General features: G+C 36.1%; 12 protein-coding genes and 1 pseudogene. 12 read left to right on the top strand and 1 reads right to left on the bottom strand.

Translation table 11 applies throughout. The features are described 5' to 3' along the window. The first annotated feature begins 10 nt into the window (after nucleotides 1-10). The 10 genes and pseudogenes from C1A40_RS02200 (at nucleotide 11) to C1A40_RS02155 (ending at nucleotide 16,908) form a co-directional block, all read left to right on the top strand. Nucleotides 11-2,266, top strand: coding sequence for a beta-glucosidase family protein (locus C1A40_RS02200; RefSeq protein ID WP_241910469.1), 2,256 nt, complete (start codon nucleotides 11-13; stop codon nucleotides 2,264-2,266). Nucleotides 2,267-2,283: 17 nt separating this feature from the next. Continuing rightward, nucleotides 2,284-3,807: a cellulase family glycosylhydrolase gene (locus C1A40_RS02195; protein ID WP_102994464.1), complete on the top strand. Its 1,524-nt coding sequence runs from the start codon at nucleotides 2,284-2,286 to the stop codon at nucleotides 3,805-3,807. A 19-nt stretch (nucleotides 3,808-3,826) separates the two neighbouring features. Next, nucleotides 3,827-5,911: a beta-galactosidase gene (locus C1A40_RS02190; protein ID WP_102994463.1), complete on the top strand. Its 2,085-nt coding sequence runs from the start codon at nucleotides 3,827-3,829 to the stop codon at nucleotides 5,909-5,911. A gap of 21 nt (nucleotides 5,912-5,932) precedes the next feature. Continuing rightward, nucleotides 5,933-8,293 carry a glycoside hydrolase family 95 protein gene (locus C1A40_RS02185; protein ID WP_102994462.1) on the top strand — a complete coding sequence of 787 codons (2,361 nt, stop codon included), beginning with the start codon at nucleotides 5,933-5,935 and terminating at the stop codon, nucleotides 8,291-8,293. 6 nt (nucleotides 8,294-8,299) lie between these two features. Further along, entirely contained in the window at nucleotides 8,300-10,249 is a 1,950-nt protein-coding gene (locus C1A40_RS02180) for a sialate O-acetylesterase (RefSeq protein ID WP_102994461.1), read from the top strand. 397 nt (nucleotides 10,250-10,646) lie between these two features. Beyond that, on the top strand, nucleotides 10,647-11,486 hold the full coding sequence (kduI, locus tag C1A40_RS02175; protein WP_102994460.1) for a 5-dehydro-4-deoxy-D-glucuronate isomerase: 840 nt from the start codon (nucleotides 10,647-10,649) through the stop codon (nucleotides 11,484-11,486). A gap of 15 nt (nucleotides 11,487-11,501) precedes the next feature. Further along, on the top strand, nucleotides 11,502-12,293 hold the full coding sequence (locus C1A40_RS02170) for a gluconate 5-dehydrogenase (RefSeq protein ID WP_102994459.1): 792 nt from the start codon (nucleotides 11,502-11,504) through the stop codon (nucleotides 12,291-12,293). Between the two features lie 12 nt (nucleotides 12,294-12,305). Then, a pseudogene (uxaC, locus tag C1A40_RS02165) lies at nucleotides 12,306-13,705 on the top strand (glucuronate isomerase). A gap of 118 nt (nucleotides 13,706-13,823) precedes the next feature. After that, a complete protein-coding gene (locus C1A40_RS02160) occupies nucleotides 13,824-15,269 on the top strand; it encodes a tagaturonate reductase (protein WP_102997114.1) in 1,446 nt (481 codons plus the stop codon). 31 nt (nucleotides 15,270-15,300) lie between these two features. Then, nucleotides 15,301-16,908 carry a UxaA family hydrolase gene (locus tag C1A40_RS02155; protein ID WP_102994458.1) on the top strand — a complete coding sequence of 536 codons (1,608 nt, stop codon included), beginning with the start codon at nucleotides 15,301-15,303 and terminating at the stop codon, nucleotides 16,906-16,908. A 59-nt stretch (nucleotides 16,909-16,967) separates the two neighbouring features. Here C1A40_RS02155 and C1A40_RS02150 read toward each other — a convergent pair whose 3' ends face one another. Beyond that, entirely contained in the window at nucleotides 16,968-18,020 is a 1,053-nt protein-coding gene (locus C1A40_RS02150; protein WP_102994457.1) for a LacI family DNA-binding transcriptional regulator, read from the bottom strand. A gap of 574 nt (nucleotides 18,021-18,594) precedes the next feature. Between C1A40_RS02150 and C1A40_RS02145 the strand changes: the two genes are divergently transcribed. Both C1A40_RS02145 and C1A40_RS02140 read left to right on the top strand, forming a co-directional pair. Then, complete coding sequence (locus tag C1A40_RS02145; RefSeq protein ID WP_102994456.1) at nucleotides 18,595-21,699, top strand: SusC/RagA family TonB-linked outer membrane protein; 3,105 nt, start codon at nucleotides 18,595-18,597, stop codon at nucleotides 21,697-21,699. 11 nt (nucleotides 21,700-21,710) lie between these two features. Beyond that, nucleotides 21,711-23,318 (top strand): RagB/SusD family nutrient uptake outer membrane protein, encoded by a 1,608-nt coding sequence (locus tag C1A40_RS02140; protein ID WP_102994455.1) that lies wholly within the window; start codon nucleotides 21,711-21,713, stop codon nucleotides 23,316-23,318. The last annotated feature ends 331 nt before the right edge of the window (nucleotides 23,319-23,649 follow it).

Here is a 23,649-nt window from a genome sequence, read left to right as displayed (position 1 = left end):
TGAAATACTTATGAAAATCAAAAATAAAATACCTCCTACACTCATGATTGTCCTTGCAGTCATAGCGCTTTCTTGTAAGGAGGAAAAACAGAGTTCAGAACAAACAGAAACCAATATGGTTGAAGCTAACGTCGTCTATCAGGGTACCGAAATTAGTTTAGAAAACGAAATGAAAATCGATACGCTACTTTCTAAAATGACTTTGGAAGAAAAAGTTGGCATGCTTCACGGCAATAGTATGTTTGCAACTGGAGGTGTAGAACGATTAGGGATTCCAGAACTAAAAATGGTTGATGGTCCCCTGGGAATTCGTGAAGAAATTTCGCAAGACAGTTGGGCGCCCGCCGGATGGGATAACGATTTTGCAACCTATTATCCTGCGGCAGGTGCTGTGGCAGCCACCTGGAATCCTGAGCTGTCATACCTGTTTGGAAACAGTGTGGGAGAAGAAGCGCGAGCACGTGGTAAAGATATGTTACTGTCTCCTGCAATTAATATCATTAGAACGCCACTTGGTGGAAGAACTTACGAGTATTTCACCGAAGACCCTTTTCTTAATAAAAAATTAGCGGTGCCTTTTGTGGTGGGATTACAAGAAAATGACGTGATGGCTTGTGTCAAACATTTTGCCGTGAACAACCAAGAAACCAACAGAGGAACAGTTGATGTTTTGGCCGATGAGCGCACGCTTCGTGAAATTTATTTGCCTGCCTTTAAAGCAACGGTTGTTGAAGCACATGCTCACAGTTTAATGGGGGCTTATAACAAGTTTAGAGGCGACTATTTGTGTGAAAACGATTATATGCTGAACAAAATTCTAAGAGATGAATGGGGGTTTCGAGGTGTTGTGGTGTCCGATTGGGCTGCGGTACATAGTACGGTAAAATCTTTAAAAAACGGTTTGGATATCGAAATGGGAACACCAAAACCTTTCAATGAGTTTTTTTTAGCCGATAAATTAATTGCTGCCGCTAAAAATGGAGAGATTTCAGAAGAAGAAATTAACAAACATGTGAAACGTATTCTACGAGTTTTATTTCAGGTGAAAGCCATAGATGGCGAAAATAGAGTGAAAGGTAGCCTTGCAACCGAAGCACATTATAAAGACGCCTATGATGTTGCTGCTGAAGCTGTTGTGCTGTTAAAGAATGATAAAAACCTATTACCCTTAAAATTGGAGGGGGTAAAATCGATAGCTGTTATAGGTAACAATGCTAAAAAAACGAATGCTCTAGGCGGATTTGGTGCTGGGGTTAAAACCAAAAGAGAGGTGACGCCTTTAGATGGTTTAACCAATAGATTGCCAGAAGGCGTAAAAATTAATTATGCTGAAGGGTATTTGGAGCGCTATTCTAAAAACGAAAATGATAAAAAGGAGGAGGTGACCTTACATGGACCATTAACTGTTGATGAACTTGATGAAGCCAAATTGAATGAAGCTATTGAAGCGGCTAAAAATTCGGATGTGGCTATCATTTTCGCAGGATCGAACCGCGATTATGAAACCGAAGCTTCAGACAGACGGAATCTATTTCTGCCATTTGGTCAAGAAGAGCTCATTAAAAAAGTATTGGAAGTTAACCCAAACACCATAGTTGTAATGATTGCGGGCGCCCCTTTTGATTTAACTGAAATTAAAAAAGAGGCTTCAACTTTAGTATGGAGTTGGTTTAACGGATCGGAAGGTGGTCATGTTTTGGCCGATGTAATTTTAGGAAACATCAATCCTTCAGGAAAATTACCCTGGACCATGCCAAAACGTATTGAAGACTCTCCGGCACACGCTACACACAGTTTTCCAGGCGAAGCTTCGGTAAATTATACAGAGGGAATTTTAGTAGGTTACCGTTGGTTTGATACTAAAAAAATAGAACCATTATATCCTTTTGGTTACGGATTGTCGTACACCAGTTTTGAGTTTTCAGAGTTAAAAACCAATAAAAAAGAATACGAAGTAAATGAAGTGATTGAAGTGACTTTCGATATAAAAAACACAGGAGATCTTGACGGAAAAGAAGTGGCGCAATTGTATGTTTCAGATCCAGAATCTTATGTTGAAAAAGCTGCTCAAGAACTAAAAGGTTTCAAAAAAGTATTCGTAAAAAGCAGAGCTTCAACACAGGTTACCATACAATTGCCTGTTAAAGAATTGGCGTATTATAACGAGGTTATAAAAGATTGGTTAGTAGAACCAGGAACTTACAAAATAAAAATAGGAAACTCTTCTAGGAACATAACCGAAGAAGTTTCAGTAAACATTAAGTAATCAATTCGGAATATATCATGAAAACAATAAACATTAAATTCGTAATTACTGCATTTGTTTTTTTTACTCAAATGGGTTTGCTGTCTTGCAACTCCGAATCTTCTTCAGATGATATTCCAGACAAGGAGGAGGAAATACTTAATACCCTAACTGTAGATAAAACTACAATAGATTTGGAAAGCATAGAAAGCAGTACAGATATCAGCATTACAACCGATGTTGATACCTGGGTAATTAGTAGTTCTGGAACCAGTTGGATTACTTTAAGTGAAATCTCAGGAACTTCTGGAACCAGTATTGTTAAAATTACAGCCTCCGAAAACTTAAGTATTCAAGGGCGCTCTGCGGTTATAACCGTAAACGCTAATAATGTTGATGCTGTTAAAATTACGGTTTCTCAAGCAGGAGCATCTTCGGCAAATGGTATATATCCAGATTATAATACCAACTCCATCGCTGCCGATCCTACGGGAATGAGCAGTACCGCAGAAGAAATTGCTGCTAAAATTTCATTAGGTTGGAATATAGGGAATACACTCGAAGCTACTGGAGGCGAAACCGCTTGGGGAAATCCAATGGTAACTAAGCAACTCATCGACTTGGTTAAGGCGAATGGGTTTAATTCCATACGTATTCCTTGTGCTTGGGATCAATATCTAGAAGATGTTGATAACGCAAAAATTAAAGAAAGTTGGTTAAATCGTGTGAAGGAAGTGGTGCAATACTGTGTGGATAACGATATGTATGTGATATTAAATATTCACTGGGATGGTGGCTGGTTAGAACTTAATGTTAATGAAGAAAGTAAAACTCAAGTTAACGCAAAGCAAAAAGCCTACTGGGAGCAAATTGCAACTCATTTTAGAGATTACAACGAGCGTTTGCTATTTGCAAGTGCTAACGAACCACATGTGGAAACTGCCGAACAAATGGCTGTTTTAAACTATTATCACCAAACTTTTATCGATGCTGTTCGTGCTACAGGAGGAAGAAATTCTTATCGAACACTAGTGGTTCAAGGCCCTTCAACAGATATTGAAAAAACAAACAATTTAATGTCAACTTTACCAACCGATTCGGCTACAGACCGTTTGATGGCAGAGGTGCATTATTATACACCATACCAGTTTGCCTTAATGACAGCAGATGAATCTTGGGGAAAAATGTTCTACTATTGGGGAACAAATTATCACTCAACTACTGATGCTGTTCGTAATACCACTTGGGGAGAGGAAACCGATTTAGAAAACTATTTCAAATTGATGAAAACCCAATTTGTAGATAAAGGAATTCCAGTTGTTTTAGGTGAGTTTGCAGCTATTAGACGTACTACTTTAACAGGCGATAATTTGCAATTACATTTAGATTCTAGAGCTTATTATTTAAAAACGGTTGTACAGCAAGCTAAAGCAAATGGCTTATTACCTTATTATTGGGATGCCGGTGGATTAGGGGATCTTGGTACCGGTTTATTTGATAGAAGTAATAATTCTGTTTTCGATACTCAGGCTTTGAATGCCTTAGTTGAAGGGTTAAATTAAAGTTTAAAAAATAGAATTTATGAAAAACCCTTATTTTCAATGTTTAATTATTTTGTTAGTTGCGTTTAGTGTACAAGCACAAAACGCTACTAAATTTTTTCCGAAGGAAGATTTAATGACCATCGGGATTTATTATTATCCAGAACATTGGGATAAAAGGGACTGGGAACAAGATATTAAAAATATTTCAGAATTGGGATTTGAGTTTATCCATCTTGCCGAATTTGCTTGGGTAGATATGGAACCTCAAGAAGGTGTTTATACTTTCGGTTGGTTAGATGAGGTTATAGACTTAGCAACAAAGTATAAGTTGAAGGTTATTTTAGGCACGCCAACAGCCATTTCGCCCGTTTGGATGGGCATAAAATATCCAGAAATTTATTTAATGGGTTCAAATTATTTGCGAGCCGAACACGGTACACGTGCCCAGCAATCGCTTACGAATCCAGTTTGGCGAAGTTTTTCAAAAAAACTAATTACAGAATTAGGAAAAAGTTACGGGAAAAATCCAACGGTTATAGGATGGCAATTGGATAATGAACCAGAAGCCAAAGCAGATTATAGTCCGTCGTCACAAAAGGCCTTTCAGAAGTGGTTACAAAGTAAATATGAATCGATTGAAGCTTTAAATTTTGCTTGGGGCACTGCTTTTTGGAGTCAGCGTTATAGTGATTTCAGCCAGATTAAAATCCATAATGCCAATCATGTTGGCTGGTGGGGTACAAATCCGCACGCACTATTAGATTTTAAACGCTATTCTGCAGACGTGCAAGCCGAATTTTTAGACTTTCAAGCTGAAATTCTTCGTCCGTTAATTTCAGAAAAACAGTATATAACCACAAATTACACGGCTACAACATCAACTTCAGACCCAAGACGTACTAAAAAGTTAGATTTTAACGCCTTTACATCGTATCCCAATAAAGGACAAGCTAATATTGGTGAAAACGGATTCAGATTAGGCGATCCTAAAGAATTGTCTTTTGCATTAAGTTTTTATAGTCCCGAAAATCATGTTTCGGGGGTTATGGAATTGCAACCAGGGTTTGTAAATTGGGGAAACATCAATCCGTTACTTCAACCTGGCGCCTTACGCATGTGGCTTTACCACTGTTTTGGTGGCGATTTAGCATTTGCTTGTTCGTATCGCTACCGACAAATTAATTATAGCTCGGAGCAATACCACGGCGGTATAACAACTTTAGACGGTGTAACCTTATCGCAAGGCGGAAAGGCTTATAAACAGGTTATTGATGAAATGAAAATGCTTAGGAAAGCCTATAATTCAAAAGCCAAAGCACCAAAAATATTAGAGGAAAGAAAAACTGCTTTGCTATGGAATTACGATAATTTATGGAGTATGAGTAGGCAAGGGCAAACGAGTCAATGGCACACACTTTCGTTTTTTCAAAAATATTTAGAAATCACAAAGTCGTTTGGAGTGGCTTCAGATATTATTTATGAAACGGACGATCTAAGTGCTTATAAAGTGGTTATTGCTCCAGCTTTCGAGCTGGTTGATGAAGCTTTAATTAAAAAATGGGAAACCTATGTGAAACAAGGTGGAAATTTAGTTTTAACGGTTAGAACAGGTGTTAAAGATAGAAACGGACATTTATTTAGGTCGGGATATGGCGAACAAATTTATCCGTTAATTGATGCTCAAATCGATTATTTCGATCAGTTATTACCGCATATGAAGGGGACGATTTCCAGCAGTCAAAAGGAATATTATTGGAACAATTGGGCAGATTTAATCAACGCAAACAAATCAGAAAACGTTTTGGCGACTTACACCAACCAGTTTTATGCTGGTAAAGTTGCCGTGGTTACAAATAAAATAGGAAAAGGAACGGTGACTTATATTGGTGTGGATACGGATGATGCCCAATTAGAAAAAGATGTTTTAAAAGAAGTTTATAAGAACGCGAATATTAGCACTGAAAATTATCCAGAAGGTGTTTATGTGCAGTGGCGTGATGGCTTTTGGGTGGCTGTAAATTATGCTTCTAATCCTTACGCGTTAAAAGGCTTAGAAAGTGCAACGTTTTTAATAGGCGATAAAGTCATTAAATCAGGAGGTGTTTCGGTATGGAAGCCATAATAACCTTATTAAATTAGAAATATGATTTCTATTCAAAAAATATTTATACTAGCTACTTTGTTTGGTTTTTTTAGTTATGACTATCCTGTGGTTGGTCAAGAGTTTCAAAACGTTCAGCGACTTTGGTATACATCCCCTGCCGAAGATTGGAACAACGCCTTGCCTGTTGGAAATGGTAGGTTAGGGGCGATGGTATTTGGAAACCCGATTCATGAACGTATTCAGTTGAATGAGGATTCTATGTGGCCCGGAAGTGCCGAATGGCCAAATTCTAAGGGCTCTCCAGAGGATTTAGCAGAAATTAGAGCTTTAATTAAAGCCGGAGAAGTACATCTAGCCGATAGTTTAATAGTTGAGCGTTTTTCCTATAAAGCGGTGGCTAGATCACACCAAACCATGGGAGATTTGTTTATTGATTTTGAAGACAAAAAAGTGTCAAATTATACAAGAACCTTAAATTTAACCGAAGCCTTTGCGAGTTCAAATTATGAGATGGATGGCTATAAAGTGACTCAAAAAGTGTTCGCTTCCGCGGAAGATGATGTGCTTGTTGTAAACATATCCACTGAAAACCCAGAAGGCTTAAATTATAATTTGAAATTGAGTCGGCCGCAAGATCAAGGGCGTGAAACGGTTCGTGTGTATTCTATTTTAAATAACACTTTAAAAATGGAAGGCATGGTAACGCAATATGGCGGGATGCTAAATTCTGTGCCAATCGAAATTAATCATGGCGTTCGATTTGAAACTTTGTTACAGGTTAAAAACGATTCAGGATCTGTTTCAGCAAACCAAAACGAACTTCATTTAAATAATGTCAAAGCGGCTACGATTTATATCGTGTGTAATACGTCGTTTTATACCGAAAATTATGCGCAAAAAAATGAAGAGACGCTCAAAAAAATTAATAGTTCTTCTTACCATAATATCTTAAATCGACATATTGAAGATTATCAAAGCCTATTTTTAAGAACACAATTAGACTTAGGGCATCATGAGCTAGATTCATTACCAACAAACGAACGATTAAAACGTATCAAATCAGGAGAGAATGACATAGATCTAACAACTAAATTATTTGATTATGGTCGTTATTTATTAATTTCAAGTTCGCGTCCAGGTACGAATCCAGCAAATTTACAGGGTATCTGGAATGAACATATTCAGGCACCTTGGAATGCCGATTACCATTTAAATATCAATTTGCAAATGAATTATTGGTTGGCCGATGTCACTAATTTAAGTGAGTGTCACCAGCCACTTTTTAATTTATCTGATCGCTTAATAGAACGCGGAAAAATATTGGCTAAGGAACAGTATGGTATGCGCGGTACAGTAGCACATCATACAACCGATTTATGGGCAACACCTTGGATGCGTGCCGAAAAACCCTATTGGGGTTCTTGGATTCATGGTGGGGCTTGGGTGGCTCAGCATTATTGGGAGCATTATCGTTTTACAGAAGATGTAGACTTTTTAAAAAAGCGCGTGTATCCGGCTTTAAAAGCTTATGCCGAATTTTATTCCGATTGGTTAGCTTTAGATCAAAACGATAATTCTTTGGTGTCGTACCCAGAAACTTCTCCTGAAAACGCTTATCTGGCAGCCGATGGTAAACCTGCAGCGGTTTCGAGAGGTAATGCTATGGGCTATCAAATTATAGCCGAAATTTTCGATAACACGATAGCAACGGCTCAAATTTTAGGTTTTGAAGATAACTTTATAAAAACCATTTCCGAACAAAGAAGTCGTTTACGTGCAGGTATCCAAATAGGTTCCGATGGTCGACTTTTGGAATGGGATCACGAATATGAGGAGCACGAAAAAGGACACCGGCATATGTCACATTTGTATGCCTTGCATCCGGGTGACGATATTACCCTTCAAAATCCAGAGCTTTTTGAAGCAGCTAAAAAAACCATTCGGTATAGATTGGATCACGGTGGAGCTGGCCCGGGATGGAGTCGCGCATGGATTATCAATTTTTTTGCTCGTTTACTGGATGCTCATGCTGTAGAAGAAAACATTCAGTTATTCAAAGAGCGTTCTGTATATGGAAATCTATTAGATGTGCATCCGCCTTTTCAAATTGATGGTAATTTTGGTTTTACAGCTGGAATAGCAGAGGCGCTTTTACAGTCGCATGAAGGCTTTTTGAGGATCTTACCAACCTTGCCAAATTCATGGAAATCAGGAACAATTTCGGGTTTGAAAGCGCGTGGTAATATTCTTGTGGATATCTCTTGGGAAAATAACCAGCTTAGGGAGTTAACCCTGACTTCTTCAGTGACTAAAGATGTATCTTTAGTCTATAAAGGAGAAACAAAACGAATTCGATTAATAAAGGACACATCGTTACATCTGGATAAAAATTTAAACTAAATAACTATGAGAATGTACCTTTTAATGCTGAGCTGTATTTTTAGCATCGTCGTAAATGCACAAGTAGAATTGCCTTTATTGTTTTCAAACGATATGGTGTTGCAACGCGATAAACCGATTCCTGTTTGGGGATGGGCCAGTGCAAATGAGCAGATTGAGGTGGTTTTTCATAATCAAATTCATAAAACTAACGCCAATCATCACGGGCGTTGGAAGCTTGATCTCAATCCAGAAGCAGCAGGAGGCCCTTTTACTTTAATTATAAAAGGTAAAAATATAATAGAGATTTCTAACGTCTTGGTTGGAGAGGTCTGGTTGTGTAGCGGACAATCGAATATGGAATTTACAGTGCGTCAGGCGAAGAATTTTGAAGAAGAGGTAAAAGATTCAAATTACCCCATGATTCGACAGTTTTATGTTGAAAATGATATGGCATCTCAGCCAAAATCAAAATTAAAGGGAGGGAGGTGGACGGTGTGTAATGCCGAGAATGTCGCGGAGTTTACAGCCGTTGGCTATTATTTTGCAAAAGAAGTTTATTCAAAAATAAAGGTGCCCATTGGTTTAATTCATGCGTCTTGGGGTGGTACTTGTGTGGAAACGTGGGCCAGCAAGGAAGCTTTAAAATCTAATAAGGAATTCAAAGCCGTAATAGACAAACTTCCTGAGACTGATATTCATGAAATTGCTAGAATTCAAAAAGAGAAAAGAAGAGCGGCGATTGAAAAATTACAAGGTCATCCTGTAAGTTCAAAGGAAGAATCTGAATATATAAAAGCAGTATTCAACGATAAAAATTGGCCAGAAATGCAGGCTCCTATGCTTTGGGAAAATCAGCAATTAGGCAATATAGACGGCATCGTTTGGATGCGCAAAACCTTTCAACTTTCAAAAGAAGATATAGATAAGGATGCGGTGCTATATTTGGCTAAAGTAGATGATGTGGATGTGACTTATGTTAATGGTGTTGAGGTTGGAACGACTTCACAATACGACGCCCAAAGAGTGTATAAGGTGCCTTCAGGTGTGTTGAAAGAAGGAAATAATGTGATCGCTGTTAAAGTTATCGATTATACAGGCGGCGGCGGTATTTGGGGGGCGCCTTCAGAATTAAAATTAACAACAGAAAGCCGTGTTGTTCCGCTTTCTGATACGTGGAAATTTCAAGTCGTAGAGCTTAAAAGCGACGTTTCTCCCAACGATTTTCCATCTTTGTTGTACAATGCTATGATTAATCCGTTGGTCCCTTTTGCTATACAGGGTGTTTTATGGTATCAAGGGGAAGCAAATGTGGGGCGTGCTGTACAGTATAAAGATGTTTTCCCTTTAATGATTAAAGATTGGAGGAAACAATGGAAACAAGGCGATTTCCCTTTTTATTTTGTGCAACTTTCGTCCTTTGATGAGTTTGGAGGTAATAGTATGAGAGGGAGTCGGTGGGCCGAATTAAGAGAAGCCCAAGCGGCAACCTTAGAGGTGAAAAATACAGGAATGTGCGTGACTACAGATATTGGAAATGCCACAGATATTCATCCAAAAAACAAACAAGATGTGGGTAAGAGATTGGCAGCTGTTGCGTTAAATAAAACCTATGGAATTGCACAGGTTTATAGTGGTCCAATTTTTAAAGGTATGGAGATTAAATCTCCAAAAGTCATATTAAATTTTAATCATATAGGTTCAGACTTGATGGTGATGCCTAATGATAATGCCTTACAGGGGTTTGAAATTGCAGGAACAGATGAAGTTTTTTACCCGGCTAAAGCTCAAGTGGTTAATAATACGGTTGTGGTGCAAAGTGATAAAGTATTAACTCCAGTTGCTGTGCGATATGGTTGGGCTGATGATGCTGGGCTTTGTAATTTTTATAATAAAGAAGGTTTTCCTGCAATGCCGTTTAGAACAGACTCTTGGAACACGATTACAAAAAAAGTAAAGTATTTGTCTTCAAATTAACATAGAGAATTTTAATTTTCATGGATATCGAACCTGTTTTATGGTTTATCTAAAATTTATGATTAGAAGCTATAATTGTAAGCAAATAATAAAAATAACACTGTTAATTATGTGTTTTTATACCTTTAGGTTGCATTATTAATAACATACAAAAAATGGTGCTTTTATCTATCATATAGTAGGAAAAACACAGTGCCAACTAGCCTTGAAAAAACATGAAATCAATACCTTTTGTTTGTTATACAAACTAAAAATATGGTAAAAAGATGCTTAAAAACGCTTTGTTTTTGAGGGGATTTCATCACTTTCACTTAATTATGATGAATTTAGGAAAAAAATTATTGTAAATAAATTTTAAATGATTACATTTGTGTAATCGATTACATAATAATTTGACATGAAAAATTACGACATGAGATACGCTTCAAGTCCTGAAGCAGTTAAAAAGTACGACACACAACAATTACGCGACGAATTTTTAATTCAAAATTTATTTAGCCAAGATGATATCAAGTGGGTGTATACGCACTATGATAGGTTTATGATTACGGGAGTAGAGCCTGTTGAAAAAGCAGTGACGTTAGAAACGATTGATCCTTTGAAGGCTTCATTCTTTCTAGAGCGTAGAGAAATGGGGATTATAAATATAGGTGGTGCTGGTACCGTTACCGTTGATGGCACCGTTTATGAAATCGATAACAAAGAGGCTCTTTATTTAGGCCAAGGAAATAAAAGCGTCATATTTAAAAGTAATTCTGCTGATGCACCTGCTAAGTTTTATATCAATTCAACACCCGCACATAAAGCCTATCCAAACAAAAAAATTGGAAAAGACGATGTTGAGGTTATCGAGTTAGGTGCTCCAGATACTGCTAATGCGCGTACCCTTAGAAAATATATTGTTAATAGCGTTGTTGATGTTTGTCAGCTGCAAATGGGAATGACCTCATTAAAAACGGGAAGTGTTTGGAATACCATGCCTTCGCATGTACATGACAGACGTATGGAGGTTTATTTTTATTTCGAAGTTCCAGAAGATCAGGCCGTATGCCATTTTATGGGGCAACCACAAGAAACAAGACATATTTGGATGGCTAATAACGAAGCTGTTATTTCTCCGCCATGGTCCATTCACTCTGGTTCTGGAACAAGTAACTACACCTTTATCTGGGGTATGGCTGGTGAAAATCTAGATTATGGAGATATGGATGTATGTAACAACAATGAATTAAGATAAAAAGATAAAGATATTATGTCTGTAAAATTATTTGATCTCACCGGAAAAGTAGCCTTAGTAACAGGAGGAGTTCATGGTTTAGGTATGGCAATGGCTAAAGGTTTAGGGGCAGCAGGTGCAACATTAGTGATAAATAATAGCACGCCTTCAACCTTAACTTATGCCATAGAAGACTATAAAAAATGTGGTTTAAAAGCTTATGGTTATTCCTTCGATGTGACCAACGAAAGTCAAGTTATTCAATCGATTAAACAAATTGAAGAAGAGGTAGGCCCCATAGATATTTTAGTTAATAATGCCGGGATTATAAAAAGAACCCCAATTATAGATATGGAGGTTCTAGATTTCGAACAGGTACTCAAAGTAGATTTAGTAGGCCCTTTTATTATGGCTAAGCATGTTGCTAAAGGTATGATTGGTAGAGGTGGCGGGAAAATTATAAATATTTGCTCCATGATGAGTGAATTGGGAAGAACTTCTGTAAGTGCATATGCAGCTGCTAAAGGAGGTTTAAAAATGCTAACAAGAAGCATGGCTACGGAATGGGCTAGGCATAACATTCAAACCAATGGAATTGGTCCGGGCTATTTTGCGACGTCTCAAACAGCTCCAATTCGTGAAGATGGTCATCCTTTTAACGAATTCATTATTAACAGAACGCCAGCAGCACGATGGGGTGATCCTGAAGATTTACAAGGCGCAGCAATTTTTTTAAGTTCTAAAGCGAGTGATTTCGTTAACGGACATGTGGTGTATGTTGATGGCGGGATATTAGCAACTATAGGGAAACCTTCCAACGAAGATTAAAATTTTTAAAACATGAGTAGGACATTTATTAATGACAATTTTCTTTTAGAAAATAAATATGCTGAAGAGTTGTATCATAATTACTCAAAAAATCAGCCTATCATAGATTATCATAATCATTTACCTCCAGAACAAATAGCCGAGGATAAAACTTTTAATAACATCACGAATGTTTGGATTAATGGCGACCACTACAAATGGCGTGCGATGCGAACTTTAGGGATAAACGAAAAGTTTATTACGGGTGATGGCTCTGATAAAGACAAGTTTTTAAACTGGGCTAAAACGGTGCCTTACACGATGCGTAATCCATTGTACCATTGGACTCACTTGGAATTAGCAAGGTATTTTGGTATTACCGATTTGCTGAGTGAAAAAACAGCAGAAAGCATTTGGGAACAAACCCAAGAAAAATTAAATTCGGATGGTTATAGCTGTAGAGGGCTTCTTAAAAAGTAAATGCTGAATTGGTTTGTACTACCGAAGATCCAATCGACACTTTAGAACATCATCAAAAAATAGCCACAGAAAACATCGGATTTAAAGTAAGTACAGCTTTCCGTCCCGATAAAGCTATTTTAATTTCTAACGAAGGTTATAACGATTACTTAGTAGAACTGGGGAAAGCCGCTGGTGTTTCTATTAATTCATTTACAGATTTATGTGATGCTCTAAGGAAAAGGATTCAGTTTTTCCATGATAATGGCTGTAGATTGTGTGACCATGGTTTAGATCAAATTTACTACGAAAATTATACCGGAGCAGAAGTGAGTGCCATTCTTCAAAAGCAATTAGCTAATAAAACCATTACCAATGAAGAGGCGCTAAAATTCCAAAGTGCGGTATTGGTATATTTATGTGAATCTTATCATGAATTTGGTTGGGTACAACAATTTCACCTAGGAGCTCTAAGAAATAACAACGCACGTATGCACCGTATTTTAGGTCCAGATACGGGTTGGGATTCTATTGGAGATTATCCGCAAGCGCAAAAGCTATCCGCTTTCTTAAATGCTTTAGACAGTAAAGATAAATTAACGAAAACCATTATTTATAACTTGAATCCGGCAGATAACGAAGTGATGGCTACCATGATTGGTAACTTTAATGACGGTAGTGTAAGAGGCAAAGTGCAGTTTGGTTCTGGATGGTGGTTCTTAGATCAAAAAGATGGCATGACCAAACAATTAAACGCCCTATCAAATATGGGATTAATTAGTTGTTTTGTTGGGATGTTAACCGATTCACGCAGTTTCTTGTCATTCCCAAGACATGAGTATTTTCGTCGTATACTTTGTAACCTTTTAGGAGATGAAATTTTACGTGGCGAATTGCCAAATGATATGGAGTGGATCGGAAAAATGGTTTCGGATATCAGCTATCATAACGCGAAAAATTATTTCGATTTTTAAACCAATATAATGTGTAACCCTAATCTTCTTAGTCCCGTGTTAAGGAGTTTTTAAAGCGAAATTTATTGTGCCTACAGTACAGGTCAATGAATTAAAAAGTTTTCAATTTCAGAGTATAATGAAAAAATTAAATAGAGAAAATGTAGGATTGGAAAAAAAACATCCAATTAAAATAGTTCAATTTGGAGAAGGTAATTTTTTAAGAGCCTTCATTGGATATGCTTTTCAAGAACTTAATAAGGCAGCCGATTTTAATGCTGGTATTGCTGTTGTTCAACCAATTGATAGAGGTTTAGTAAAAATGCTAAACGATCAAGATGGTTTATATACCCTTTTTATGAAGGGGATTAAAAAAGGAAAAGACATCCAAGAGATTGAATTAATTGATAATATCGTAAAAGGTGTTGACCCTTATGCTAATTATAACGAATATGTCAGTTTAGCAAAAGAAGAATCTCTAGAGTTTATAATTTCAAACACTACTGAGGCAGGAATTGCTTATGTTGAAAGTGACACTGCTGAAATGCAACCACCTAGCTCATTTCCAGCGAAATTAACTGTGCTTTTACACGAGCGTTTTAAATATTTTAATGGTGATTCTAATAAAGGACTTACCATCATTCCTTGCGAACTCATTAATCATAACTCTGAAACTTTAAAAGAAATAATATTAAAGTATATTACTGATTGGAACCTTGGAGAGGATTTTAAAACTTGGATTTTAAAGCACAATGGTTTTCATAGTACTTTGGTGGATAGAATTGTTCCAGGTTATCCAAAAGATGACATTGAGGCTTATAATGCACAATTAAATTACTCAGATAATTTAATTGTAGCAGCCGAAGTTTTTCTATTATGGGTAATTGAAGGAGGAGAAGATTTGAAAGCTAAATTGCCATTTGATAAAACCGATTTAGATGTTAAGATTGTAGGTGATATGCAACCTTATAGAACTAGAAAAGTTCGTATTCTAAATGGAGCACATACCGCTATGGTGCCATTTTCTATCCTTTACGGAAATAAAACAGTAAAACAATCGGTTGATAATGCCTTTACAGGGCCATTTATTCAAACAGCCGTTTTCGATGAAATCATTGATACTTTAGAAATGGATAAAGACGAGTTAAATAGTTTTGCTGATGAAATTTTCGACCGTTTCAGAAACCCATTTATCGTACATAACTTATCTAGTATCGCATTAAATACCGTTTCTAAATTTAAAGTTCGTGTTTTACCGAGTTTATTAGGGTATGTTGCGCTTCATAAAAAAGTTCCAACTAACTTAACTTTTGCTTTCGCGTCGTTAATTCGTTTTTATAAAGGCACCTTTAATGGAGAAACTTTACCTGTTCAAGATAGCGAAGATATCGTTGCTAATTTTGCCAAAATTTGGGAATCCAACGATTACAATCAAGTCGCTAAAGCAGTATTAAGTAATACGGAGTATTGGGGAGAGGATTTAACTAAAATTGAACAATTAACCGATGCAGTTGCCTTGGCTTTAGAGGAAATTGATGCAAACGGTATTGAGGCAGGATTTGCTAATTACAGCAAGAAATTTTAAGTACATAGTGTAACTTTAACAAGTTAATAGCATGCAAAAGAAAATAATAAAAGTAAACAAACCGGATAATGTTGCTGTAGCTTTAGTGAATTTAAAAGCTGGAGAGGTTGTTTCTTTTGAGGGAGAGGATATTAAAGTGCTTTCAGATACGAAGTCGAAACATAAGATTGCTTTACAGAAATTTGAATCTGGAGACAGAATCATCATGTATAGTGTTCTTGTAGGGACCGCAAATGGAATCATAGAAAAAGGTGATGTTTTAACGGTTGATAATGTAAAACATCAAAGTGAGAAAGTTTTTGGAAAAACAGAATCCTTTAGTTGGACAGCTCCAAATGTAGATAAATGGAAAGATAAAACCTTTATGGGGTATCACCGTCCCGATGGCCAAGTAGGTACCGAAAATGTATGGTTGTTTTTTCCTTTAGTGTTTTGTGAAAACAGAAACATTGAAATTTTAAAAGATATTTTCGAACGCGAGCTTTTAAAACAAAAGGTGAATCCGCATCAAATGTTGTTACGTTCACTGGTTAGTGGACACGAAGAAACTGCTGAAACACCAACATCAACCGATGTATTTAAAAATATAGACGTAAAATTTATCACGCATCCAGGTGGTTGCGGCGGTATTCGTCAAGATTCCGAAATTTTAGCAAAACTATTAGCAGGTTATGTAAATAACCCCAATGTCGCAGGGGCTACGGTTTTAAGTTTAGGCTGCCAGAACCTTCAAATTAGTGTGTTTAAAGAAGCTTTAAATGCGATAAATCCTAATATGGAAAAGCCTGTTTTAATTTATGAGCAGCAGCAAATGGGGACTGTCGATGAGATGTTAACAGCAATCGTTAAGGATTCTTTTGAGGCCATCAAAGAAGCTAATAAGCAAGAACGCCAACCAGCACCAATATCTAAATTAAAAGTAGGTTTAGAGTGTGGTGGTTCCGATGGGTTTTCAGGAATTTCTGCAAACCCAACTTTAGGTGCTGTTTCCGATTTATTAGTCGCGCTTAATGGTACTGCTGTTTTAGCTGAATTTCCTGAGTTATGCGGTGTAGAACAAGAACTGGTAAACCGTTGTGTAGACGAGGAAGATGGTAAGAAGTTTTTACAATTAATGAAAGATTTCGAAAAATCGGTGGTCGATGCAGGCTCTGGATTTGATATGAATCCGTCTCCAGGAAACATTAAGGATGGTTTAATTACCGATGCGATGAAATCTGCTGGAGCTGCTAAAAAAGGTGGTACATCACCTGTAGTAAGTGTTTTAGATTATGGTGAGTATATTAAGGAGCCTGGTTTAAATTTATTATGTACACCAGGAAACGATGTAGAAAGTACGACTGGTTTGGTAGGATCTGGATGTAATGTCGTGTTGTTTACTACGGGATTAGGAACGCCAACAGGAAACCCTATTGCACCAATTATAAAAGTCTCGTCTAATACCGAACTTAAAGAAAAAATGCCTGATATTATCGATATTGAAACTGGTGCTGTTATACGTGCTGAGAAATCTATTGATGAAATGGCTGAAGAGATGTTAGATTTTATCATTGAAGTGGCTAGTGGTAGAGTACAAACCAAAGCTAAGCTGTTAAATCAAAATGATTTCATTCCTTGGAAACGCGGAGTGTCCTTATAGTCGCAAAAAATATAAATGGAACATAAAAAAACCAAGATTGAAAAATCTTGGTTTTTTTATTATATCGCTTGGTCGTTTTTAATCGGAATGGCTTCTCTTAAAGAGGACTGTCTGATGATTAATTGTGGATCGAGAACCACTTTCTTTTGAGAACGAATATTTTTAGAGTTATTAACTTCCTCTAAAAATACTTCGGCAGCTAATTTTCCCATTTCAATTGGAGACTGGTCTACAGACGTAATAGATAGCTCCATGAGCTCTGTAAAGGGTTCGTTACTAAAACCGATGACGCCCATATCTTCAGGTACGCGTAAACCATGATCTTTAATTTCCTTAATAGCTCCCAGGGCAGAGAAATCACTAGCAGAAAATATGCCATCAGGAGGATTATCCATTTCTAAAAACGTTTTAGCCACTCTTCGGCCTTCTTCAACTTTACTAAATGCTTCAATAACTAAGTTTTCGTTAAATTCTAATCCATTATCTATGACAGCTTGTTTGTAGCCCAAATACCTGTTGTTAAATATTTGTAGGCGTCTGTCGTTAGAAATATGGGCAATGCGCTTGTAACCTTGATCAATTAAATGTTGGGTAGCTTCGTAAGCCCCCTTAAAATCATCTATTGTTACAGAGCTTACACCATTAATATCTTTTCTTCTATCAAAAAATATCAAAGGAATATTTTCCTTTAATACACTGTTATATAGGTCGTCGTTATCTCGTTGAATGTTTGGAATAGACATGAGAATACCATCTACTTGCAGATTTAATAATGAGTTGATGTTACTGGTTTCTATACGCTCATCATCATGGCTCTGACAAATAATAATGTGATAACCTTCAGGGTAAAGCGTTTCTTCGATACCTCTAATAACAGAACCAAAAAAGTTTGTGTTAATTCGTGGTACCACGACCCCGACGTTATAACTTTTTCCACTCTTTAAGGCCTTAGCAAGTCTGTTTTGCTCATAATTCATCTCGCGAGCAGTCTCTAATACGAGCTTTCTAGTAGCCACACTAATTTTAGGGTTGTCATTTAATGCACGAGAAACAGTAGCTGCTGTAATGTCTAATTTCTTGGCAATGTCATAAATTGTAGTTTTTTTCTTCATTAATAAGATGGGTATATCTTCACGTCAAAATTAACTAAAAAAAATGTTTGACCAAATTTAGTTTTATATGGTAAATTATTGGCGTAAATGCTTAGTTGGTTATCTAGTTAGCTTACATATTCAAAAGGGAAAAAGCTTTGAGTGTATGTTGGGTTTTTTATTTTTCACCTAATAATAACTGTAAATGATAATGCAATATAGCATTAAAAGTAATCGATTACAAAAATTAAATCAAAAATAGAAGGAAAATACGCTCATACCAATCGTTTTATATAAATTAAATATGTTAAATGTAAGAATATGAAGATTTAGTGGCTTTTTATTTACAAATATCATATTTTATCTTCATATAAACGATAAAGAGCTCATTGTTTACAAGGCTTCACTGCAGTTTAACTTCCTTTTTATTGGAGGTTATAATTTCCTAAAAAAGACTAATTTATTTATAAATTAACAAAATTTTTAGAAAAAAACTCACAATATTTGGTTATTCAATTTTTTTTCAGTTCTTTCGTAATCGATTACATGTAGTGTAGTCAGAAAACTAAACTTTAACTAAACAATTTATTGAACTATGAAGAGTAAATCTTTATTGCTGAAATGTGCTAAGCATTTCGGGGCATTAATTGTGTTTTTATTTTTAAACACCCTATACGCCCAACAAGGAACTACAGTGACTGGAGTCATAACCGATTCCGAAACTAATACACCGCTTCCTGGTGTAAATGTTATTGAAAAAGGTACTAGAAATGGTACCTCTACAGATTTTGATGGAAATTTTACACTTACCGTATCTTCTTCAAATGCACATCTAGAACTTTCTTATATAGGATATAAGACTCTCGACGTTGCCGTTGCGGGAAAATCAAGTATCACGGTGGCCCTAGAACCAGATGCACAATCGCTAAACGAGGTTGTTGTTGTTGGTTATGGTAGTGTTAAAAAGAAAGATTTAACCGGGTCAGTTGGTACGGTTGGACCTGAAGCTTTAACCGAAAGGAATATAACAGATCCTCTGGAGGCGCTTCAAGGTAATATTGCTGGTGTTCAAATTGCTTCATCAACCGGACGTCTAGGAGATGGTTACGATATTAGCATTAGAGGTCAAAACACCTTTAATCCAAATGCGCAACCCTTGTTTGTTGTCGATGGTGTTCCAACAGATGGTATCGACTTCTTAAACCCACAGGATATTGCTAGAATTGATGTTTTAAAAGACGCATCATCTACCGCTATTTATGGTTCTAGAGGTTCTAACGGTGTTGTAATTGTTACAACAAAAAATGGATCGACTGCGAAGGCAGGCTTACATGTATCGTTTGATAGTTTTTTTGGAATTAAGGAGGCTGCAAGAATTCCTGATTTCATGAATGGAGAAGAATGGTTCACATACCATAAAACGGCTTATGCTGGTGGTAATTGGAATCGTACTCCAGATGAGGTTTTAAATGCAGCAGCTGCAGAGAGTAGTAATTCATTACTTAGAGAACGCGCTGCAAATGGTTTTAATTTCGATTGGGTTGATGCTGTTTTAAAAACTGGTGTTCAACAAAATAATTATGTGAATATTTCTGGTAGATCAGAAAGTGGCTTAGGCTATAATATTGGTATTGGTGCCCAAAATGAAACTGGTAATATTGAAAATGAATCGCTAGATAAGTATACTTTTAAAGCAGGTATAGACCATAGGTTAAACAATAAGTTTACCCTTGGTGTTAATTTAACTTTTGCTAATACGGTTGAAAACTTAGGTAGTAATGATGCTATGGAAAGTGCTTTTAGATTTAGCCCATTAATGAGTCCTTATGACCACCGTGATGGAAGTTTAATACAAAGACCAGGTAAGGTTCGAACCACAGCAGATGATGCTTGGTTACTGAATAAAACAAGTACGGTTAATCCACTGGTAGATATTGCTAATGTAGACAACGAAAGAACAAGATGGAACGGTATTGCAAGTGCATTTTTACAATACAATGTAAATGATTGGCTTTCTTTTAAAACATCTTATTCTGGAAACTACCAAAACCTAACTCATAATAGCTTCTTTGGCGCTTTATCTATTGAAGGAGGAAGAAGAAACAATATGTCATCGGCACAATCTTATAAAGAAGAGGTTTATGCTTACACATGGGATAACCAATTTAATATAGATTATAGTTTTAACGAAGACCATAATGTTAAACTTTTAGGGTTGCAAACCATGTATGCTAATAAAGTGACAAGATCTTTTCAACGTGGTGATGATTTTCCTTTTGAATCAACATCTTATAACAACATTGCATCTGCCGATGGAGCCGTTTATCTTTTTGATCCTACTGGTACTTTTGACGGATTACCATACGAGAAAAATACACTTTTGTCGTATGCACTACGTTTAAATTATGATTACAAAGGAAAGTATTTGCTTACCCTATCCAATAGATGGGATGGTTCATCACTTTTAGGAAATGATAGAAAATGGGATTCTTTTCCTTCAGCAGCTTTAGCTTGGAGAATGATTGATGAAGATTTTATGGCCAACCAGTCTACGGTCTCCGACTTTAAAATAAGAGTAGGTTATGGATTTACTGGAAACAACGTAATTGATACCTATAGTACACAGCGTTTATTAAATGAAAGAGTTTTTTACGATTATAATGGCGCTACAACAACTGGCTGGTTAGATCAATTGGCTAATTCTGAATTAGGGTGGGAAAAAACAAGAGAATATAATATAGGTTTAGATTTTGGCTTTTTTAATAATAGAATTACTGGTAGTGTAGATTACTATGACAAACTATCAGATGATTTATTATTAAGACAACGATTACCTGTGGAATCTGGATACGAAGATATTGTTAATAACATCGCATCGGTAAGCAATAAAGGGATTGAAGTACTTTTAAATACAGTTAACGTTCAAACGTCTAATGTGCGATGGGAGACCACATTCACGTTTACTAAAAATAATAACAATGTAGAATCTATTTCTGATGGTGTTAACAGATTATTTTTAGATTCGGATGAAGTGATTCAAGTAGGTAAGCCTTTAAATTCATATTACAATTATAAATTTAATGGTATTATTCAAGAAAACGAAGCTGGTAAGTTTGGACAAGCCGAAGGTGAAGCTCAAGTGTTAGACGTTAATAATGATGGCGTTATTAATCCTGATGATGATAGAATGATATTAGGAAATAGCGATCCAGATTGGTCTGGTAGTTTCTTTACTAAATTATCGGTTGGTAATTTCGATATTTCTGCATCTGTTATTGCTAGCGAAGGACAGTTTGTTTACAGCCCATTTCATGCCAATTTTCTAAATACAAGAGATAGAGGTAGAAATAAATTAAACATTAAAACTTACATTCCTCAAAATGCTGGAGGATTACCAGTGCAGCCTTCTAATGATTACCCATTAGCTAGAGGTGAAGGTGATTATTGGAATTCAAATGGCGTGGGCTACTATAAAGATGTTTCTTTTGTAAAAGTTAAAAATATATCTCTAGGGTATAATTTTAACGATAATATTATAGATAGACTTAAGATGAAAAATCTAAGAGTTTATGCTAATGTTTTAAACCCTTTTGTATTCAGTGATTTTGATGGATTAGATCCAGAATGGGCAGGATCATCATTTCAAAGAGGTGGTGTTTCTTCTATAACTTATCAATTAGGTTTAAGTGTTAAATTTTAATAAAAAAGAAAATGAAAAAAATAATATTAAGTTTTAGTATTTTAACAATGATGCTAACTTCTTCTTGTAGCGATTACTTGGAAGAATCAGCAAAACATAGTGAGTCTCCAGATTCGTTTTATACATCCGAGGTTGGTTATAACTCATTAATGGCTGCAGCATACACGCAATTAAGAAATATATACGGACAGGAACCTTATTTATTTTGTTCTGGTACCGATTTATATGCAGATGGAAAAAGTAATGGTCCGGTGGGCTTAACCTCTTATACGGCTCTTGCTGCTGGAAGTGAAAATATTTATGAACTGTATGAAGCAGGCTTTAAGGCCATACGTGTTTTTAACACCGCGCTACACTATAATGCATTAACAAGTCAAACAAGCGATATTGACGCTAAAAGGGGTGAGGTACTTTTTTTAAGAGCACTTACGTATTTTACTTTAGTACAAACTTATGGCGGCGTGCCTTTAATAGATCAGTACGTAGAAGTACCTGGATTTGCATACAGTCGTGAATCGGCAGAAACTATTTATACACAAATTCTGGAAGATTTAGAAACTGCAAATACCTTAGTGCCTTCTGGTAGTTTTAATGGGAAAGTTACTAAAAGAGCTGTAACACATTTGTTGTCTAAAGTTCACCTAACTAGAGCATATGAAGATTTTGCTGCTTCTAATGATTTTGCCAATGCTGCAAAATATGCCGATGAAACCATTGCTGGGGAATCACTTACTATCCCTTTTGATGAGTTATGGGATCCAAGCAATGATTTAAATGATGAAACCATCTTTTCAGTACAATATGATGCAACTTCTATAGCAGACGACCCTAACAATAATGGTAACCAACAGCAAAATTTCTTTGGACCTTATATGGGTGGAGCTGAAATTGCTGGTGATTTCCCATGGCGAGCAGAAAGGTTAGTAGTAACCAAAAGAGCTTATGATCTTTTTGAACAAAATGATGCTAGATTTACAGCCACTTTTATGCCTGAAATTTATGAAAGATACTACGATTTTTATGATGTAGCCGATAAGTCACAATTACAAGTATTGCATTACTATGCGCGTACTCCAGCCGATACCATTGGTTATAGAGCTAATAATCCAAAAGTAACATTTCATATGTATCCAGATATTTTTGCTGGAAATGGGGTTAATGAGGATTTTGGAACTATTCCTGTTAAAAAATTCGATGACCCAACATCGCCTTTTTCATTAGGAAATGGTACAAGTACTAGAGATATTGTATTAGCTAGATTAGCGGAATCTTATTTAATTGCTGCCGAGGCTTATTTAAATTCTAATCCTTCACTTGGTTTAGAAAGACTTAACGAAGTAAGAAAAAGAGCAGGTGTAGCCCCTGCAACGGCTGCCGAATTTGATATCGATTATATTTTAGAAGAACGAGGAAGAGAATTAATGGGTGAATACCACAGATGGTTTGATTTGAAACGTACAGGTAAATTAGTTGATTATGCTTCTGTGTATAATTTTCAAGTAGATGCGGGTAACTTTGTTGGTAAAGATGGCGTTCTCAAAATTTTACGTCCAATCCCACAAGAAGTTTTAGATTTAAATCAGAATAAAGATTTCAAACAAAATCCTGCATATCAATAGTAATTAAAGCGGTTAGTTTTAATATTTAAGTTAGTTTTAAAAGGAGGTTTCTTGTTTATAGAAGCCTCTTTTTTATTCTAAGGTTTTTGTTCAGTATGTTAGGGTTGCGATTAAATAGATTTACTTTAAGGAATTTAAAGTAAGAAAATAACGAAATCATTGTTGTTCTTAGAGGGCTATTGCTGTATAGTAATTATTAGTGTCTCAAGTAGTTTAAATTGGTTTTTGAAACGGTGATCCTCTAGATTCATTTATCTGTTTTTAACAAATACCTAAAATAAATTAACTAAAAATATATGAAAGTTTCTGTAAATTTTTTTAAATTTGTAAT

Source organism: Tamlana carrageenivorans, from assembly GCF_002893765.1.
Taxonomy (GTDB): Bacteria; Bacteroidota; Bacteroidia; order Flavobacteriales; family Flavobacteriaceae; genus Pseudotamlana; species Pseudotamlana carrageenivorans.
The sequence above is the reverse complement of the archived record's forward strand: the minus strand, read 5'-3'. Positions and strand labels throughout refer to the sequence as shown.

Coding starts and splice junctions, on each gene's coding strand:
- C1A40_RS02200 (WP_241910469.1), top strand. CDS start 11: ATGAAAATCAAAAATAAAATACCTCCTACACTCATGATTGTCCTTGCA.
- C1A40_RS02195 (WP_102994464.1), top strand. CDS start 2,284: ATGAAAACAATAAACATTAAATTCGTAATTACTGCATTTGTTTTTTTT.
- C1A40_RS02190 (WP_102994463.1), top strand. CDS start 3,827: ATGAAAAACCCTTATTTTCAATGTTTAATTATTTTGTTAGTTGCGTTT.
- C1A40_RS02185 (WP_102994462.1), top strand. CDS start 5,933: ATGATTTCTATTCAAAAAATATTTATACTAGCTACTTTGTTTGGTTTT.
- C1A40_RS02180 (WP_102994461.1), top strand. CDS start 8,300: ATGAGAATGTACCTTTTAATGCTGAGCTGTATTTTTAGCATCGTCGTA.
- kduI (WP_102994460.1), top strand. CDS start 10,647: ATGAAAAATTACGACATGAGATACGCTTCAAGTCCTGAAGCAGTTAAA.
- C1A40_RS02170 (WP_102994459.1), top strand. CDS start 11,502: ATGTCTGTAAAATTATTTGATCTCACCGGAAAAGTAGCCTTAGTAACA.
- C1A40_RS02160 (WP_102997114.1), top strand. CDS start 13,824: ATGAAAAAATTAAATAGAGAAAATGTAGGATTGGAAAAAAAACATCCA.
- C1A40_RS02155 (WP_102994458.1), top strand. CDS start 15,301: ATGCAAAAGAAAATAATAAAAGTAAACAAACCGGATAATGTTGCTGTA.
- C1A40_RS02150 (WP_102994457.1), bottom strand. CDS start 18,020: ATGAAGAAAAAAACTACAATTTATGACATTGCCAAGAAATTAGACATT.
- C1A40_RS02145 (WP_102994456.1), top strand. CDS start 18,595: ATGAAGAGTAAATCTTTATTGCTGAAATGTGCTAAGCATTTCGGGGCA.
- C1A40_RS02140 (WP_102994455.1), top strand. CDS start 21,711: ATGAAAAAAATAATATTAAGTTTTAGTATTTTAACAATGATGCTAACT.